General features: G+C 73.7%; 1 protein-coding gene. It reads right to left on the bottom strand.

What is annotated here, in order from left to right:
• Position 1 precedes the first annotated feature (1 nt).
• Entirely contained in the window at positions 2-19,030 is a 19,029-nt protein-coding gene (locus tag KGQ19_RS00160) for a type I polyketide synthase (protein ID WP_212006942.1), read from the bottom strand.
• Positions 19,031-19,056: the final 26 nt, after the last annotated feature.

A 19,056-nucleotide genomic window follows, 5' to 3' on the forward strand; every position in this document is an offset into this window, starting at 1 on the left:
GCTAGTCGAAGTCAGGGTCTTGGAGTTCGCGCTCCAGGAGCTCGAACATCTCGGCGTCGGTCGCGGTCTGGAGCTCCCGGTCGGGGACCGGCTCGGCGCTCTGCGCGCCCCGCAGGTCCCGGGCCAGTGCCTCCAGCCGGGCCAGTACGTCACCGCGCCCGGCGCCGTCGAGCCCGGCCGCGGCCAGCGTCTCGGCCAGCTCGTCCAGGCTGGTCAGGATCGGCTGGTGGTCCGGCTCGTCCGCGGCGAACGCCTCGGAGCGCAGGTGCTCGGCGAGGATCGCCGGGGTCGGGTAGTCGAAGACGAGCGTCGCCGACAGCGGCAGCCCGGAGGCGACCGCCAGGTTGTTGCGCAACTCCAGCGAGGTGAGCGAGTCGAAACCGAGGTCGCTGAACGCCCGGTCGGCGCCGACCGCGTCAGCGGACGCATAGCCGAGGACAGCGGCCGCGGCGGTCCGGACCAGATCGGTCAGCACCGTCAGCCGCATCGCCGCCGGGACCCCGGCCAGGCGCCGTTCCATCTCACCGGAAAGACGCTCGCCGGCCGGTGCCGCGCCGTCCTCGGTCTCCGGGGCCAGCTGCCGGATCTCGGGGACCCCGCGCAGGAACGGCGCCGAAGAGGACGCGAAGTGCGCCCAGTCCACGTCCATCACCGCGACCGTCGCGTCCGGTCCGGCCGCCACCCGGCTCAGGGCCCGCACCGCCGGCTCCGGTTCCATCGCCGGCAGACCGCCGCGCCGCACCCGCTGCCGCACCGCGTCGCTGGCCGCGGCCAGTCCGGCCCCGGCCCACGGGCCCCAGGCCACTGACAGTCCCGGCAGTCCGCGACCGCGACGGGCCTCGGCCAGCGCGTCCAGATAGGCGTTGGCCGCCGCGTAGTTGCCCTGTCCGGGACCGCCGAACGTGGCAGCCGCCGAGGAGAACAACACGAACGCGTCCAGGTCCTGATCCGCGGTCAGCTCGTCCAGGTTCGCCGCGCCCACCGCCTTCGCCGCCAGCACGGTCCGCAGCCGCCCGGTGTCCAGGCCGTCCAGGACGCCGTCGTCCAGCACCCCGGCGGTGTGCATGACCGCGGACAGCGCCGCCCCGGCCGCGCCGATGCGGGCCAGCAGCCCGGCGGTCTGGTCCCGGTCCACGATGTCGGCGGCCACGACGTCGACCTCCGCGCCGCCGGCGGCCAGGTCGGCGGCCAGCCGCCCGACGCCGGCCGCGTCCGGTCCGGAGCGGCTGGTCAGCACCAGCCGGTCCGCGCCGCCGCCGGCCAGCCAGTCGGCCACCTGCCCGGCGATGGCGCCGGTGCCGCCGGTGACCAGGACCGTGCCGTGCGGCGTCCAGGGCGTCCCGCCCCCGGCCGGGGCGTGCTCCAGGCGGCGGGCGTGGTTGCCGTCGGCGCGGACCGCGACCTCGTTCTCCCCGCAGCCGGCCAGCACGCCGCACAGCCGCGCGGCGGCCGGCGCGTCCAGCACCGGCGGCAGGTCGACCAGACCGCCCCAGCGGTCCGGATGTTCCAGGGCTGCCACCCGGCCCAGGCCCCAGGCCTGCGCCTGGAGCGGCCGGCTCGCGGTCTCGCCGGCGGCGGCCCCGATCGCGCCGCGGGTCAGGACCCACAGCGGCGCCGTCGCCCGCAGGTCGCCCAGCGCCTGGATCAGGCCCAGGGTGGCGGCCAGACCGCGGGGCACCTCGGGCGCGCCGGGGACCGGGCTCTCGGCGAACGCGAGCAGCGACACCACACCGGCCGGGCCGCCCGACGGCAGGCGGTCACCGATCAGCCGCGCCAGATCCTCGCGGGAAGTCTGTCCGGCCGCGGCCTCGACGGTCGTCACCTGCGCGCCGTGCTCGGTCAGGGCTCCGACGACGGCGGCCAGGTCCGAACCGGCGTCGTCCGAACCAGCGCCGTCCGGACCGGGCGCCGGCGCCACCACCAGCCAGTCCCCGGCCAGCGCCGGGGAGGCGGGCTCGGCGATCAGCGGCCAGGACGCCCGGTAGCGCCAACCGTCGGTGAGCGCGTTGTCCCGCTCGCGCCGCCGCCATGTGGCCAGCTCGCCCAGCACTTCGCCGAACGGCCGTTCACCGTCGGCGGCGAATCCTTCCGCCAGCGCGCCCAGGTCGCCGTCCTCGACGGCGGCCCAGAACCGGGCGTCGATCGCCGACTGGCCGCTGTCGTCGGCGCCCGGGGTCCCGGTGCCGAGCAGCAGCGAACGGGAGAGCGTCACCGAGGGCCAGTACCGCTGGCGCTGGAAGGCGTAGGTGGGCAGCTCGACCCGGTTGCCGGAGCCCAGGACCGCGGCCCAGTCGACCGGGGCGCCGTGCACCCAGGCCCGCGCCAGGCCGGTCAGGGCGGTGGTCGCGGCGTCGTGGCCGGGACGGAGCAAGGGGACGAACTCGGCATCGGGCGCGGTCGCCGTCCCCAGGACGGACAGCGTGCCGTCGGGGCCGATCTCAACGAACAGGTCGATGTCCAGACCGGCCATCGTCGTGACGGCATCGGCGTAGCGCACCGCGCTGCGAGCTTGGTCGGCCCAGTACGAACCGTCGCAGGACTCGACGACAGCGCCGGCGGCCGTGCTCACCCACGGGACATCCGCCCGGGCGAAGTCAACGGAATCAGCAACCTGCGACAGCTCGGCCAGCATCGGATCCATCCGATGCGAGTGGAAGGCATGGCTGACCCGCAGCGACCGGACCCGGACGCCTCGCCCGGCGAACACCGCCGAGACCGCGTCCACCGCATCCTTCTCGCCGGAGACCACGGTCGCTGAGGGACCGTTCACCGCGGCGATCCAGACCCCTTCGACGCCGTCGAGCGCTGTCAGGACCTCGGATTCCGGCGCCGCGATCGATGTCATGGCACCGCCGGTCGGCAGCGCCTGCATCAACCGGCCACGAGCCGCCACCAGCGCGGAGGCATCAGCCAGGGACAACACCCCGGCCGCGTACGCCGCGGCGACCTCGCCCACCGAATGGCCGGCCACCGCGGACGGCGCGACACCGACAGCCGCCAGCATCGCCACCACACCGACTTGCAGCGCGAACAAAGCAGCCTGCGCATAAACAGTCTGGTTCGCCAGCTCCTCGGCGTCGGCGGCCGTACCCAGCGCGACTCCACGCACCGGCAGACCGAGGTGGCCCTCGACCAACCCGCAGGCCTCATCGAAAGCCGCCGCGAACACCGGAGAGGCCGCATACAACCCGGCCGCCATCCCGGCCCGCTGCGAACCCTGACCCGCGAACACAAAGCCAACCCGGGTCCCCGGCCGAGCCGTGCCCACCGGAACACCCGGCGTGGTGCGACCCTCCGTCACCGCGGCCAGGCCGTCGAGGTCGAAGGCCACCGCGCGGTCCTCCAGCGCGGAGCGGGTGGTCGCCAGGGACCACGCCACGTCACCCGGGTCGAGGTCGGGCCTGGCCGTCAGGAACGCCCGCAGGCGCTCGGCCTGTGCCCGCAGCGCGTCCGCGCCCCGTCCGGACACCACCCACGGCGTCACGGCGCCGGACAGCACCGGCGGCCGAACCGACTGTGTCGCCTCCTGGGCATCGTCCGGAGCGGCGGTCTCGGCGTCAGCCTCAGCCTCCGGGCCGAAGACCGGGGCCTCCTCAAGGATCGTGTGGACGTTGGTGCCGCTCATCCCGAAGGACGACACCCCGGCCCGCCGCACCCGCTCCGATCCGGTCGGCCACGCCACCGGCTCCGCCAGGAGCCGGACGTTCCCGGCCGTCCAGTCCACGTGCGACGACGGTTCGGCGGAGTGCAGCGTCCGCGGCAGCTCCTGGCGTCGCAGCGCCATCACCATCTTGATCACGCCGGCCACCCCGGCGGCGGCCTGGGCGTGCCCGATGTTCGACTTCAGCGACCCCAGCCACAGCGGACGGCCGTCCTCGGGACGGTGCTGTCCGTAGGTGGCCAGCAGGGCTTGCGCCTCGATCGGGTCGCCGAGCCGGGTCCCGGTGCCGTGGGCCTCCACGGCATCGATGTCGGCGGCGGTCAGACCGGCGTTGGCCAGCGCGGCCCGGATCACCCGCTGCTGCGAGGGGCCGTTCGGCGCGGTCAGACCGTTGGACGCGCCGTCCTGGTTCACCGCGCTACCCCGCACCACCGCAAGGACCTGATGTCCGTTGCGGCGCGCGTCGGACAGCCGCTCCACCACGATCATCCCGGCGCCCTCGCCGACGCCCATGCCGTCGGCCGACTCGCCGAACGCCTTGCTGCGCCCGTCCAGGGCGAGGCCGTGCTGTCGGCCGAAGCCCAGGAACACACCCGGGGTCGCGGTCACCCACGCGCCGCCGACCAGCGCCAGCTCGCACTCCCCGGCCCGCAGGGCCTGCGCGGCCTGGTGCAGGGCGACCAGCGAGGAGGAACAGGCGGTGTCCACGGTCACCGCCGGGCCCTCCAGGCCCAGGGCGTAGGACACCCGGCCGGAGACCACGCTGGTCGCGGTGCCGGTCATCAGGTAGCCCTCGGCCGGGCCGCCCTGGAGACCGTATCCGTACCCCGACGGCGAGGCGCCGACGAACACACCGGTGGCCGAACCGCGCAGCGAGTCCGGATCGATGCCGGCCCGCTCCAGCGATTCCCAGGCGACCTCCAGCAGCAACCGCTGCTGCGGGTCCATCGCCAGCGCCTCGCGCGGGCTGATCCCGAAGAACGCCGGATCGAAGCCCGCCGCGTCGGCGACGAACGACCCCTGCCGGACGTTCATGGTGCCGGGCTGGTCGGGGTCCGGATCGAAGAGGCTGTCCAGATCCCAGCCGCGATCAGCCGGGATCTCGCCCACCGCATCAGTGCCGGAGGCGACCAGCTCCCACAGGTCCTCGGGGCTGCTCACCCCGCCGGGGAACCGGCAGCCCATCGCGACGATGACGATCGGGTCGTCCTGCACCGCGGCCGAGGCCACGACGACCGTCCCGGCCGCGTCCTCGGTCGCCGCCGCTCCGCCGAGCTGGTCCCGCACGAAGTCCGCGACCGCGCCCGGCGTCGGGTAGTCGAACAACAGCGTGGCCGGCAGCCGCAGCCCGGTGGCCGCGCTCACCCGGTTCCGCAGCTCCACCGACGTGAGCGAGTCGAAGCCGAGCTCGCTGAAGGCCCGGCCGGCCTCGACCGCGTCGGCCGAGTCGTGGCCGAGGACGGCCGCGGCCTCGGTGCGGACCAGGTTGACGAGGTGCCGTTCGCGTTCGGCGGCCGGCATATCGGCCAGCCGCCCGGTCAGCGCCGAAGCGGCGTCAGACGCACCGCCCGCCTGCTCCGAGTCCCCGGCCAGTGCCCGGCGCGCCTCCGGCAGGTCGGCCAGCAGCGGGCTGGGCCGACGCAGCGTGTACGGCGGGGCGAAGCGGTCCCAGTCCACGTCGGCGACCGTGATCGGCCCCTCGTTACCGTCGACCGCCTCGGCCAGCGCCCGGACCAGCAGCTGCGGGTCCATCGTCCGCAGGCCGCGGCGCTCAAGCTGCTGACCGGCATCGGCGTCGGTCATGCCGCCGCCGCCCCACGGGCCCCAGGCCACCGAGGTCGCGGCCAGACCGCGCGAGCGCCGGTTCTCCGCGAGCGCGTCCAGGTAGGTGTTGGCCGCCGAGTAGCCGGGCTGCAGACCGCTGCCCCACGTGGCGGCGATCGAGGAGAAGAGGATGAAGGCGTCCAGCTCGCGATCGGCGGTCAGCTCGTCCAGATGCCGCGCGCCGGCGGCCTTGCCGCCCAGGACGGCAGCCAGTTCCTCGACAGTGGTGTCGGCGGTCGCGGTGCCCTGACCGACGCCCGCGGTGTGGACGACGGCACGCAGTTCCGGGCCGTCGGCGTCGATCCGGTCCAGCAGGCCGGAAACCCGGTCCCGGTCGGCGGTGTCGCAGGCCACGACGGTGACGCTGGAGCCGGCGGCGGCCAGCCTGGCCACCGGTCCGGCCAGGGCACCGGCGGCCGGACCGGTGCGGCCCGCCAACACGATCCGCGGGGCGCCGCGCTCGGCCAGCCAGGCCGCGACGTGCTGAGCCGCCGCGCCGGTGCCGCCGGTGATCAGGACACTGCCACGGGGCTGCCAGGTGCGGCCGCCCCGGAGCCGGGCGGCCCGGATCAGGCGGCGCGCGTAAGTCCCACCGGCCCGGATCGCGACCTGGTCTTCGAAGCCGTCTTCGAAGCCGGATCCCGGTTCGGCCGCGGCCAGCACCGCGCACAGCCGCGCGGCGGTGCGGTCGTCGAGCGCCGCCGGCAGGTCGATGACGCCGCCCCAGCGCTCGGGGTGCTCCAGCGCCACGACCCGGCCCAGACCCCAGACCTGGGCCTGCGTCGGACGGGTCAGGGCCTCGCCGCTGCTGACCGCGACCGCGCCGGAGGTCAGGAACCACAGGGGCGCCTCGACCGCGCTGTCCCCGAGGGCCTGCACCAGCGTCTGCGACGCCGCGATCCCGAAGCCGACACCGGGCCGGCCCGGCAGGTCGCCCTCATCGAGTGCGAGCAGGGACAGGATGCCGGACAGCGGTTCGTCCGCGGCGTCCCGCAGGGCACTGATCCGCTCGGCCAGCGCCGTGCGGTCCACACCGTCGGTGTCGACGTCCAGCGCCACGACCCGCGCACCGCGGTCAGTCAAGGTCGCCGCCGTCGCCTCGACCAGAGTCCGGTCGCCGTTCGCCGCGGCGATCAGCAGCCAGGTCCCGGACAGCACCGACGCCTGCGGCTCGGGCACCGCGACCCAGTCGGCCCGATAGCGCCAGCCGGCCGTCGCCGACCGGTCGTTCTCCCGGCGCCGCCACGCGGCCAACGCCGGGACGACGGCGCCGAGCCGTTCGGAGTCCTCGATGGCCAGCGTGTCGGCCAACGTCTCCAGGTCCATGGCCTCCACGGCGGCCCAGAACTGATCGTCGGTCGCGTTCGCGGTGTCGGCGGGCGCCGCGGCGGCGACCTCGTCCGGCCAGTAACGCTGACGCTGGAAGGCGTAGGTCGGGAGCTCCACAGTCTCGCCCGCGCCGATCACCGCCGGCCAGTCGATCCCGATTCCCGCGACGAACGCGGTCGCGAAGGCGCGGATCAGGCGTTCGGCACCGGGGTTCTCACGGTCGACGGTGCCGGTGACCAGGTTGAGATCGTGCCCGGCCTCCTCGGCGGTCTCGGTGACGGCCATGGTGAGCACCGGCTGCGGCGAGATCTCAAGGAACGAGCCGTAGCCATCGGCAGCCAAAGCCCTGATGGCGTCGGCGAAGCGGACGGTGTCGCGGACGTTCGCAAACCAGTAGCCGCCATCCAACTCAGTGCCCTCAAGCCACTGACCGGTCACCGTCGACAGCATCGGGATGCGCGCCGCCTGCGGCTCGATCCCGGCCAGCCCTTCAGCCAGCACGCTCTCAAGCGCGTCGGCCCCTGCCGAATGCGCGACATAGTCCACCACCGGGAGCCGCCAACGCAGCACCCGCTGCTTCGCCAACTCGGCCTCGAACGCGTCCACCGATGCCGGATCACCCGATACGACAGTCGCAGCAGGCGAATTCACCGCCGCAACCGCGAGCCCTTCGCGACCGGCAATCAACTCCCTGACACGAGCCTCGGGCATGACGACCGACACCATCGCGCCAGCCGCGTTCAGCGAGGACAGAGCCCGCGAGCGGATGACAACGACCCGCGCCGCGTCTTCCAAGGACAGTGCCCCGGCAACCGTCGCAGCGGCGATCTCACCCTGCGAATGACCGACCACCGCATCCGGTATGACACCTGCGGCTTCCCACACCGCAGCCAGGGACACGAGAACTGCCCACAGCACCGGCTGGAACACCTCGGCCGCATCAAGCGAAGGCGCACCCTCAACCCCGGCCACCACATCCACCAGCGACCACGACACCAAGGGAGCCAACGCAGCTCCACACTCGGCCATCCGCGCCGCGAAGATCGGCGACGTGTTCAGCAACTCACGGCCCATACCGGCGAACTGCGCACCCTGACCCGGGAACACGAACACCGACCGACCCGCACCAGCGTCCGACACCACACCGGAGACCACCGCATCAGCAGCCTGACCAGTCGCCAGCGCTGCCAACGACTCGGCATAGGACCCGAGCACCACAGCCCGGTGCTCGAACACCGACCGCGTCGCGGCCAACGAATGGCCCGCGTCCCGCGGATCCAACTCCGGCCGCGCCAGCGAGAACTCCCGCAACCGACCGGCTTGGCCGCGCAGCGCGGCCTCAGTACGGCCCGAAACCACCCACGGCACCAAGGCGTCGGCGACTGCCACCGGAACTGCGGGCGTCACGGTCAGAGCCATGGCCCCGGCTTCGATCTCCGCAGCGGCCTGATCCGCCGGATCGGCGGCGGGCGACGCGGGGGCCTCGGCCGCTTCGGCGGCGTCCGGCGCGTCCCCGATGATGATGTGCGCGTTGGTCCCGCTCATGCCGAAGGCCGACACCCCGGCCAGCCGGGCCCGTTCCCCGACCGGCCAGGCGCGCGCCTCCGTCAGGACCCGGACGGTGCCCGGCGTCCAGTCCACGTGCGGCGACTGCTCCTCGGCATGCAGCGTCTTGGGCAGCACGCCGTTCTGCAGCGCGAGCACCATCTTGATGATCCCGGCCACACCGGCCGCCGCCTGCGGGTGCCCGAAGTTCGACTTGATCGAGCCCAGCCACAGCGGCCGGTCCGGCGTCCGGGTCTGGCCGTAGGTGGCCAGCAGCGCCTGCGCCTCGATCGGGTCACCCAGCGAGGTGCCCGAACCGTGCGCCTCCACCACGTCCACGTCGTCCGGGTCCACGCCCGCGTTCTGCAACGCCGCGCGGATGACCCGCTGCTGCGAGGGACCGTTCGGGGCGGTCAGACCGTTGGACGCGCCGTCCTGATTCAGCGCGCTGCCGGCGACCACGGCCAGCACCCGGTGCCCGTTGCGGCGGGCTTCGGAAAGCCGTTCCAGGACGATGACACCCGCGCCCTCGGCCCAGCCCGAACCGTCCGCCTCCGCACCGAAGGACTTGCAGCGGCCGTCCTCCGACATGCCGCGCTGCCGCGAGAACCCGACGAACACCGCCGGGGTCACCATGAGCGACACACCCGCGGCCAGCGCCATCGTGCACTCGCCCGAACGCAGCGCCTGGGCAGCCTGGTGCAGGGCCACCAGCGAGGAGGAGCACGCGGTGTCGATCGTCACCGCCGGGCCCTCCAGACCCAGGGTGTAGGAGACACGGCCGGACAGCACGCTCGTCGCGGTCCCGGTGAGCAGGTAGCCCTCCGAGGAACCGCCGACCAGCGGGCCGCCGTAGCCCGAGGTGGTCGCGCCGGCGAACACGCCGGTGCGGGTGCCGCGCATCGCCTCCGGATCCAGGCCCGCGTGCTCGAAGGCCTCCCAGCAGACCTCCAGCAGCAGCCGCTGCTGCGGGTCCATCGCCAGCGCCTCGCGCGGGCTGATCCCGAAGAACGCCGGATCGAAGCCGCCGGCGTCGTTCACGAAGCCGCCGTAGCGCGTGTACGAGGTTCCGGCGTGGTCCGGGTCCGGGTCGTAAAGGCTCTCCAGGTCCCAGCCGCGGTCGGTCGGGAACTCGGCGATCGCGTCCCGGCCCTCGGCCAGCAGCTCCCACAGCCGCTCGGGGCCGTCCGCGCCGCCGGGGAACCGGCAGCCCATGCCGACGATCGCGATGGGCTCGTCCACCGGCGCCTGCACCACGGTCACCGACGCGCCCGAGCTGTCCTCGGCGAGCCCGCCGAGCAGTTCCTCGCGCAGATGACCGGCCAGCGCCAGCGGGGTCGGGTAGTCGAACAGCAGGGTCGCGGTCAACCGCAGCTCGGTCGCGGCGCTGAGCCGCTGCCGCATCTCCAGCGAGGTCAGCGAGTCGAAGCCGAGGGCGCTGAACGGCCGCCCGGGATCGATCGCGGTGGCCGCCGGGTCGTGTCCGAGCACTGCCATGACCTCGGCGAGGACCAGGCCGACGAGTTGCCGCTCCTGGTCGGCGCGGGAGAGCACGGCCAGCCGGCGGGCCAGGTCGCCGGCCGGCGGCTCGGGCTCGGCGGCCGTGGCCGGGCTGGCGACGATCTCGCGCACGTCGGGCAGGTCCCGGAAGAACGGGTGCCGGGCGGCGGCCGGATCGGCGACCACCTGCGCCCAGTCCACGTCCATCACCGCGACCTGGTCGTCCCCGGCCGCCAGCGCCCGGCCGAGCGCGGCCAGCGCCGGACGCGGGTCCATCGGCGGCAGCGGGCCGCGGCTCATCCGCTGCCGCACCGCCTCGTTGGACTGGGCCATGCCGACCGCCCACGGACCCCACGCCACGGACAGAGCGGGCAGGCCGCTGGCCGCGCGGCGGCGGGCGAGAGCGTCGAGGTAGGCGTTGGCGGCCCCGTAGTTGCCCTGCCCCGGGCCGCCGAGGGTAGCCGCCGCCGAGGAGAAGAGGACGAAGGCGTCCAGGTCCGTCTCGGCGGTGAGCTCGTCGAGGTGCGCGGCGCCGGTGGCCTTGGCGGCCAGCACCGAGGCCAGCCGCCCGGGGTCCAGGCCGTCGAGCAGGCCGTCGTCCAGGACGCCCGCGGTGTGCAGCACCGTGGACAGCGCCGGTCCGTCGGCGCCGATGTGGGCCAGCAGCCCGGCCGCGTCCGCGCGCCGGGAGACGTCGCAGACCACGACGTCGACCCGCGAACCGGCCCCGGCCAGGGCGGCGGCCTGGGCCGCGGTGCCGAAGGCGGCGGGGCCGCCCCGGCTGGCCAGGACGATCCGCGGGGCCTCGCGCTCGGCGAGCCACCCGGCCAGATGTCCGGCGATGGCGCCGGACCCGCCGGTCACCAGCACGGTGCCGCGCGGCGTCCACGGGTCACGCTCGCGCGATCCCACGGCCCGGACCAGACGCCGGCCCAGCACGACGCCGTCACGGATGGCGACCTGGTCTTCGACCCCTGATCCGGTGTCAGTCGCGGCCAGTACCCCGCACAGCCGCGCGGCGGCCCGGTCGTCCAGCACCGGTGGCAGGTCGATCAAGCCGCCCCAGCGGTCCGGATACTCCGGCCCGGCGGCCAGGCCGAGACCCCAGACCTGCGCCTGCACGGGGCCGGTCAGCGGCTCGCCCACGTTCGTGGCAACCGCACCACTGGTCAGAACCCACAGCGGGGCCGGCACACCGGCATCGCCCAGCGCCTGCAACAGGCCCAACGTGCCGGCCAGACCGGCCGGAACATCTTCCAGTCCGGGTATCGGACGCTCGTCCAGCGCCAACAGCGAGACCACACCGGCGATCGGCTCAGACCGACCGCCCGACGCCGCCTCGATCAGCGCACCCAGCGCCGCACGACCGGCGTCCGCACCGCCGAGGACACCGACCACATCGACGGCCACCGACGACACCTGCGCGCCACGGCCGGCCAGCGCCGCCTCAGTCGCCGCGACCAGATCCGGCCGGACGTCCGCCGGCGCGACAAGCAGCCAGGTCCCCGCCAGCGTCGCCGACTCCGACGCACTGAACGGCGACCACGTCACCCGGTAGCGCCAGCCGTCGCCCGCGGAGCGATCCCGCTCCCGACGACGCCAGGCGGCCAACGCCGGGAGGACCGTGCTGAGCTGACCGTGGTCCGCCATCTCCAGCGCGTCGGCCAGGACCTCGAAGTCCTCGTTCTCGACCGCGGCCCAGAACCGGTCGTCCGCCGGATCGGCCGTGGCCTGCGCAGGCATCGCGGGGTTGCTGTCCGGCCAGTAACGCTGACGCTGGAAGGCGTAGGTCGGGAGCTCCACGGCCTCGCCCGCGCCGATCACCGCCGGCCAGTCGATCCCGATTCCGGCGACGAACGCGGTCGCGAAGGCCCGGATCAGGCGTTCGGCACCGGGGTTCTCGCGCTCGACGGTGCCGGTGACCAGGTTGAGGTCACGGCCGTCCGCTTCAGTGGTCTCGGTGATGGCCATGGTGAGCACCGGCTGCGGCGAGACCTCGATGAACGAGCCGTAGCCACCGGCAGCCAACGTCTTGACCGCATCAGCGAAGCGGACGGTGTCCCGGACGTTCGCGAACCAGTAGCCGCCGTCCAACTCAGTGCCCGCAAGCCACTGACCGGTCACCGTCGACAGCATCGGGACACGCACCGCCTGCGGCTCGATCCCGGCCAGCCCTTCAGCCAGCACGCTCTCAAGCGCGTCGGCCCCTGCCGAATGCGCGACATAGTCCACCACCGGGAGCCGCCAACGCAGCACCCGCTGCTTCGCCAACTCCGCTTCAAAAGCCGCGACCGATTCCGGATCGCCGGACACCACCGTCGCCGCAGGCGAATTCACCGCCGCAACCGCGAGTCCTTCACGACCGGCGATCAGCTCCCTGACACGATCCTCGGGCATGACGACCGACACCATCGCGCCCTCAGCGTTCAAGGAGGACAGTGCCCGCGAGCGAATAACGACGACCCGCGCCGCATCCTCCAGAGACAACGCCCCGGCGACCGTCGCCGCCGCGATCTCACCCTGCGAATGACCGACCACCGCATCCGGCGTGACACCGGCCGCCTGCCAGACCGCAGCAAGGGAAACCAGAACCGCCCACAGCACCGGCTGGAAAACCTCAGCCGCAGCAAGCGAAGGCGCGCCTTCAACTTCGGCCACCACATCCAACAGCGACCACGACACCAACGGAGCCAAAGCAGCCGCACACTCCGCCATCCGCGCCGCGAAGATCGGGGACGACCCCAGCAACTCACGGCCCATACCGGCGAACTGCGCACCTTGGCCCGGGAACACGAACACCGTCCGGCCGGTCCCGGTCGCCGGCATCACACCCGAGACCACCGCGTCAGCAGCCTGACCAGTCGCCACCGCAGCCAACGACTCCGCATAGGAACCGATCACCACGGCCCGGTGCTCGAACACCGACCGCGTGACCGCCAACGAATGGGCGACGTCCACCGGATCCAGGCCCGGCTGCGCCAGCACGAACTCCCGCAGCCGGCCGGCCTGCGCCCGCAGCGCGACGTCCGAGCGCCCCGACACCACCCACGGCAGCGCACCGGCGGCAAGCACCACCGGAACCGGTGCCGCCGCGATGACAGCCGCGGCATCGGCCGAGCCGTCGCCGTCTCCGTCCGCGGGGCCGTCGCCATCCGCCGCGGCATCAACCGCGGCCGGCGCCTCTTCCAAGATCACGTGCGCGTTGGTCCCGGAGATCCCGAAGCCGGACACCCCGGCTCGGCGCGGACGTCCGTCCCCGTCCCACGGCATAGCGGTGGTCAGCAGCCTGACATCGCCCGCCGACCAGTCGACCAGCGGTGACGGCTCCTCGGCGTGCAATGTCTTCGGCAGCACGCCGTTCCGCAGCGCCATCACCATCTTGATCAGGCCCGCGGCACCGGCCGCGGCCTGGGCGTGTCCGATGTTCGACTTCACCGAGCCCAGCCACAGCGGCCGATCCTCCGGCCGGTCCTGTCCATACGTCGCCAGCACCGCGCCGGCTTCGATCGGGTCGCCCAGCGAGGTGCCGGAGCCGTGCGCCTCCACCACGTCCACATCGCCGGTGCCCAGACCCGCGTTACGCAACGCGGCCCGAATCACCCGCTGCTGCGAGGGACCGTTCGGCGCCGTCAGACCATTCGACGCACCGTCCTGGTTCGTCGCACTACCCCGCACCACAGCCAACACGCGGTGACCGTTGCGCACCGCGTCCGACAGCCGCTCCACCACGATCATGCCGGCGCCCTCGGCCCAGCCGGAGCCGTCGGCCCCGGCGCCGAAGGACTTGCAGCGGCCGTCCTCCGACACGCCGCGCTGCCGGGAGAAGCCGACGAACACCGCCGGGGTGACCGTCACCGACACGCCGCCGGCCAGGGCCAGATCGCATTCCCCGGTGCGCAGCGCCTGGCAGGCCAGGTGCAGCGCCACCAACGAGGACGAGCACGCGGTGTCGATCGTCACCGCCGGGCCCTCCAGGCCCAGGGTGTAGGCGACGCGGCCGGACAGGACGCTCGTGGAGATCCCGGTCAGCAGGTAGCCCTCGGTCGAGCCGCCGGCCAGGCTCATCCCGTAGCCGGAGAAGGCCGCGCCCGCGTAGATCCCGGTCGCAGAGCCCTGAAGCGTCTTGGGTTCGATCCCCGCCTGTTCCAGCGCTTCCCAGGACACCTCCAGCAACAGCCGCTGCTGCGGGTCCATCGCCAGCGCCTCACGCGGGCTGATCCCGAAGAACTCCGGATCGAACTCGGTCACGTCGTGGATGAAGCCGCCGGCCCGCACATACGACGTCCCGGGCCGGTCCGGGTCCGGGTCGTAGATGTCGTCCATGTCCCAGCCGCGGTCGGTCGGGAAGCCGGAGATGGCGTCGCCGCCGGCGGCCAGCAGGTCCCACAGACCGCGCGGGTCGCGGACCCCGCCGGGGAACCGGCAGCCCATACCGACGATCGCGATCAGCTCGTCCGCGGCGGCCGGGCCCCGGGACGCCGGGTGCGCCGGGTCCGAGGGCAACTGCCCGACCAGCTCGGCCCGCAGGTGCTGGGCGAGCAGGATCGGGGTGGGGTAGTCGAAGACCAGGGTGGCCGACAGCTTCAGACCGCAGGTAGCCGACAGCCGGTTGCGCAGTTCCAGAGAGGTCAGCGAGTCGAAGCCGAGATCCTTGAAGGCCCGCCCGGCCTCGACAGTGTCGGCGGTGGCGTGCCCGAGCACCCCGGCCGACGCCGAGCGCACCACGTCGGTGAGCTCGCGCACCTGCTCGGCCGGGGACAGACCGGCCAGCTGCCGGGCGAGTTCGCCCTCCGGTTCCGGGACCGAGGTGACGACCCGGGCCGCGCGGGCGATGTCAGGGAGCTCACGCAGCAGCGGGAAGGCCAGGGCCTGCGCGCTGTCGCCGAACCGGTCCCAGTCCACGTCCATGACCGCGACCAGCGCCTGTGGACCGACCGCCACCCGGCCGAGTGCTTCCAGGGCCGACTCCGGTGCCATCGCCGGCAGGCCGCTGCGCCGCACCCGCTGCCGCGCCGCCTCGCTGGCCTGTGCCATGCCGTCGCCGGCCCACGGGCCCCAGGCGACGGAGGTCGCCGGCAACCCGCGGTCGCGGCGGGCCTGGGCCAGCGCGTCCAGATAAGCGTTCGCCGCCGCGTAGTTGCCCTGCCCGGGACCACCGAACGTCGCCACCGACGACGAGAACAGCACGAACGCGTCCAGGTCCTGATCCGCGGTCAGCTCGTCCAGGTTCGCCGCGCCGACAGCCTTCGCCGCCAGAACCCGGGCCAGCTTCGCGGAGTCCATACCGTCGAGAAGGCCGTCGTCTACGACGCCGGCGGTGTGCAGGACCGCGGACAGTTCGCCGGTCCGGGTCACAAGCTCAGAGAGCTGATCCCGGTCGGCGACGTCGGCGGCGATCAGCTCCACCTCGGCGCCCCGGTCGGCGAGCCCGGCGACCAGTCCGGCGGCTCCGGCCGCGGCCGCCGCGGACCGGCTGGTCAGCACCAGCTTCGACGCGCCTTCGTCAACCGCCCAGCGGGCCACGTGACCGGCGACGGCCCCGGTGCCCCCGGTGATCAGGACCGTGCCGCGCGGTGTCCACGAAGTATCGGCGGACCCTGTGGCCCGGCTCAGCCTGCGGGCCAGCACTCCGGTGGCCCGGAGGGCTACCTGGTCCTCGCCGCACCCGGCCAGCACCCCGCACAACCGCGCGGCGGCCCGGTCGTCCAGCACCGGCGGCAGGTCGATCAGACCGCCCCAGCGGTCCGGGTGCTCCAGCGCGGCCACCCGGCCCAGACCCCAGGCCTGGGCCTGGATCGGAGCCGAGAGGACATCGGCGGATCCGGCCGCGACCGCGCCTTGGGTCAGCAGCCACAACGGCGCCTCGACACCGGCGTCGCCGAGCGCCTGCACCAGGCTCAAGGTCCCGGCCAGACCCGTCGTCACTTCCGGATTCGCCGCCAGCGGCGAGGAATCGAGGGCGAGCAGCGACAGCACCCCGGCCACCTGACCGGCCTCGTCCCAGGCCCGCCCCAGCCGCTCGGCCAGCGCCTCCCGCCGGGTGTCCCCGGCCACCTCGATGACCTGGACGCCATGCGCGGACAACGCGGTCGCGACCGATGAGACCGTCGCGGCCGCCTCGCCGTCCCCGGCCGGGGCCACCAGAAGCCAGTTCCCGGCCAGACCGGTTGCCTCCGGGTCCGCCACCGGCGACCAGCCGAGCCGGTAGCGCCAGCCGTCCGTCACCGTCCGGCCCGATTCCCGGCGCCGCCACGCGGCCAGCTCCGGCACGACGTCGCCGAACGGCCATTGCTCGCCGACCGCCAAAGTCTCGGTCAGGGTGTCCAGATCGCCGTCCTCGACGGCGGCCCAGAACCGGTCCTCGGCCGGCGACCCGGCGCGGGCGCCGTCCGACTCGGCGGAGGCCGACGTCTGGAGCCAGTAGTGCTGGTGCTGGAAGGCGTAGGTCGGCAGGTCCAGTCGCTGCCCGGAACCGAGGACCGCGGTCCAGTCCACGGACACGCCGGACGTCCAGGCGCGCGCCAGACCGTTCAGGACCGTGTCCGATGCTTCGTGCCCGGGACGCAAAAGCGACGTGAAGCCGGCGTCCGGCAGAGTCTGCGTGCCGAACGCGCACAGGGTGCTGTCCGGTCCGATCTCGATGAACTGCTGGACGTCCAGTCCGGCCATCGTCGTCACGGCGTCGGCGAACCGCACCGCGCCACGGGCCTGACCGGCCCAGTACGCGCCGTCGCAGGACTCGATGACAGCGCCGGTCGCGGTGCTCACCCACGGAATGGTCGTGACATTCCAGGCCAGGACATCAGCAGCCTGCGACAGCTCGGGCAGCGCCGGATCCATCCGGTGCGAGTGGAAGGCATGACTGACCCGCAGCGACCGGACCCGGATGCCACGCTCGGCGAACACCGCCGCGACCGTGTCCACCGCGTCCTTCTCACCGGAGATCACAGTCGCCGACGGACCGTTCACCGCGGCGATGAAGACCCCTTCGACACCGTCGAGCGCGGCGACGACCTCCGCTTCCGGCGCCGCGATCGACGTCATCGCACCGCCGGTCGGCAACTCCTGCATCACCCGGCCCCGAGCCGCCACCAACTCGCACGCATCGGCCAAAGACAACGCACCGGCGGCGTACGCAGCGGCGACCTCACCCACCGAATGACCGGCAACAGCGGCAGGCGCGACACCGACAGCGCCGAGCATCGCCACCACACCGACCTGCAAAGCGAACAAAGCAGACTGCGCATAAACAGTCTGATTCGCCAACTCCTCGGCATCAGCGGCCGTACCCAGCGCCACCTCACGCACCGGCAGACCGAGATGCCCCTCGATCAACCCGCAAGCCTCATCGAAAGCAACCGCGAACACCGGAGACGCCGCATACAGCCCGGCAGCCATCCCAGCCCGCTGCGAACCCTGACCCGCGAACACGAAACCCACCCGGGTCCCGGGCCGGGACACTCCCGTCGGCGCCTCCGCCGACAGCCGCCCCTCGGCCAGTGCGGCCAGTTCCTCCGTGGTCCGCACCACGGCCCGGTGCTCGAACGCCGACCGGGTGGCGGCCAGCGACCACGCCACATCTCGCAGGTCCGTCTCCGGCCGGGCGGCCAGGAAGCCGCGCAGCTTGGCGGCCTGGGCGCGCAGTGCGGCGTCCGACCGCGCCGACACCACCAACGACGCGGTCCCCGACACCACCGGGACGGCGGGCCGGGCGTCCGCGCCGGCCTGCTCGCCGTCAGCCGACGCGGTGTCCTGAGATCCGGCGACCGAGACGTCTTCCGGCGCCTCCTCCAGGATCACGTGCGCGTTCGTCCCGCCGACCCCGAACGCCGACACGCCGGCCCGGCGGACCCGCTCCCCGGCCGGCCACGCCACCGGCTCCGTCAGCAGCCTGACATTCCCGGCGCTCCAGTCGACCAGCGACGACGGCTCGTCCACGTGCAGGGTGCGCGGCAGCTTCTGGTGCCGCAGCGCCATCACCATCTTGATGACGCCGGCCGCACCGGCCGCGGCCTGCGCGTGCCCGATGTTCGACTTCAGCGACCCCAGCCACAGCGGGCGGTCCGCCGCGCGGGCCCGGCCGTAGGTCTCCAGCAGCGCCCGCGCCTCGATCGGGTCGCCGAGCGTGGTCCCGGTGCCGTGGCCCTCGACCGCGTCCACGTCGGCGGCGGTCAGGCCGGCGCCGGTCAGCGCGGCCCGGATGACGCGCCGCTGCGAGGGGCCGTTCGGCGCGGTCAGACCGTTGGACGCGCCGTCCTGGTTCACCGCGCTGCCCCGCACCACCGCGAGGACCTCGTGACCGTTGCGGCGCGCGTCGGACAGCCGCTCCACCAGGATGATGCCCGCGCCCTCGGCCCAGCCGGTGCCGTCGGCGGCGGTGGCGAACGACTTGCACCGGCCGTCGGCGGCCAGGCCCTGCTGCTTGGAGAACTCGGTGAAGACCGCGGGGTCGGCCATGACCATGACGCCGCCGGCCAACGCCATGTCGCATTCGCCGGAGCGCAGCGCCTGGCAGGCCAGGTGCAGCGCCACCAGCGCCGAGGAGCAGGCGGTGTCCACGGTGACCGCCGGGCCTTCCAGCCCCAGCACGTAGGACAGGCGGCCGGAGATGACGCTGCCGGAGATGCCGGTCAGCAGATAGCCGGCGACCTCGCCGGCCTCCCCGGCCCGACCGGCCAGGCCCACGCCGTAGCCGGACAGCGAGGCGCCGACGAAGACGCCGGTCCGGCTGCCGCGCAGCGACCGCGGGTCCAGGCCCGCGCGCTCCAGCGCCTCCCAGGACGTCTCCAGCAGCAGCCGCTGCTGCGGGTCCATCGCCAGCGCCTCACGCGGGTTGATGCCGAAGAAGCCGGCGTCGAACTGCCCGGCGTCGTAGACGAACCCGCCTTCGCGCACATAGGAGGTGCCGGCGTTCTCCCGGTCGGCGTTGAAGAGGGCTTCGACGTCCCAGCCCCGGTCGGCCGGGAAAGCGCCCATCGCGTCGGTGCCGGAGTCGACCAGGTCCCACAGGCCCTCCGGGTCGCGGACGCCGCCGGGCAGGCGGCAGCCCATCGCCACGACCGCGATCGGTTCGTGGGCCCCCTCCTCCAGTTCGCGCACCCGTTCGCGCGCTTCGTGCAGGCTGGTCGTCGCCCACTTCAGGTAGTCGCGGAGTTCCGCCTCGCTAGCCACCGAAATCCCAATCCTCTCGGAAATTC

It is taken from the genome of Catenulispora pinistramenti, from assembly GCF_018274385.1.
GTDB lineage: Bacteria > Actinomycetota > Actinomycetes > Streptomycetales > Catenulisporaceae > Catenulispora > Catenulispora pinistramenti.